The sequence below is a fragment of the Microvirga tunisiensis genome (genome assembly GCF_009296175.1).
Lineage (GTDB): Bacteria > Pseudomonadota > Alphaproteobacteria > Rhizobiales > Beijerinckiaceae > Microvirga > Microvirga tunisiensis.
Map to the genome: position 1 here is coordinate 1 of NZ_VOSK01000802.1, position 1,165 is coordinate 1,165.

1 protein-coding gene is annotated in these 1,165 nt (G+C 49.6%); it reads right to left on the reverse strand.

All coding sequences use genetic code 11. The features are described from left to right. Nucleotides 1-352: 352 nt before the first annotated feature. Nucleotides 353-919, reverse strand: a complete 567-nt coding sequence (locus FS320_RS47445; RefSeq protein ID WP_152739226.1) for a hypothetical protein — start codon at nucleotides 917-919, stop codon at nucleotides 353-355. Between the last annotated feature and the right edge of the window lie 246 nt (nucleotides 920-1,165).

Sequence of the window (1,165 nt, forward strand, 5' to 3'; positions counted from 1 at the left end):
TATCCTGCCAACTACCAATCAATAATCTGCGAAGCAGATATCGCTCACAGGCAAATCAGAGCATAACTCAACAACACGTCACATTCTTTCCAAGAGACTGAACACAAACAGCCTTTCATTAAAACAGACTTGGCTTATTCATTATCAAAAGACGACAGTACAAAATGACAAAGCACGAACAACGGTAAAGTCTGGTCAACAGACCCGACGGTTACAACCCACACTACGAAAGCAAAAGGAATTCAAAAACATACATAACAGACACAATCCAAACAGGAATATCAATGTCCCAGGCCAAGTCCAACGGTAGCAAAGCCCCAGGGGGCGGTGGACGCCTTATCCACGGAAATGCCTAGAATCCCACCTTGACAAGACCCAGCACGTCAAATTCGCCAACATCGGGTCGGCTCCAAAAGCCAGCTCCGTCATCCCGAAACGAGGAAGTTTTGGGAATGACCACGCAATAGGTAAGATTGTCACTGGTGACCAGCCTGCATCCCATTGCTCGGTATTTTGTCGCTACGGTGTCACGATCGAAAGCGTGGTTGCACGGCGGAATCTCGTATGCCAGCATCCTTGGTTGTCCATCTGTGCCACGGAATCGAAATCGCTGTTGAATTAAACCAGGGTGTTGGCGGTTCACGGCCTCCAAACATGAACGCCTGTTGGCCATGACGAACAGCAATTGAGGGTCCCAATCAGGAAGAAACCGCATTATCCGCTCTCCATGGCCCTCCATCGGGTTGTTCATGCATGGAAAATTGTTGAATTCGTTTATGATCAGCTGGAAACCCTCGGGGGACCAAACCTGTCGCCAGTCATCAGTCGCCTGTAAATCCCTTGCGAACGCTCGTTGTGCTGGCCCAAGGGTCTGATCAAGAAAACCCTTATACCTCTGCGACATCGTGATGAGGCGCATTGCGCATTGATCCCTAGTTTCGTCGGAGTCCCACTCCACAATTTGAAACCGTGGGCGCTGATATGGTGGCAAGACCATCGTGAGATGAAGGGATGAAACGGAGAGAAGGGCTGGGGGATGAGAGCAGAGCAAGGTAGGTGTGGTTGTGAGGGATGGAGAAAAGACATGATGGGGTTTATAAAGGCACACGATTGACCTTTGCAGAAGCGTAGAGTTCGTTCGTCCTGATTGGACCGCAATCACAGA

Excerpts from the sequence above, each read along its gene's own strand:
- FS320_RS47445 (WP_152739226.1), bottom strand. The coding sequence starts at position 919 with ATGCGCCTCATCACGATGTCGCAGAGGTATAAGGGTTTTCTTGATCAG.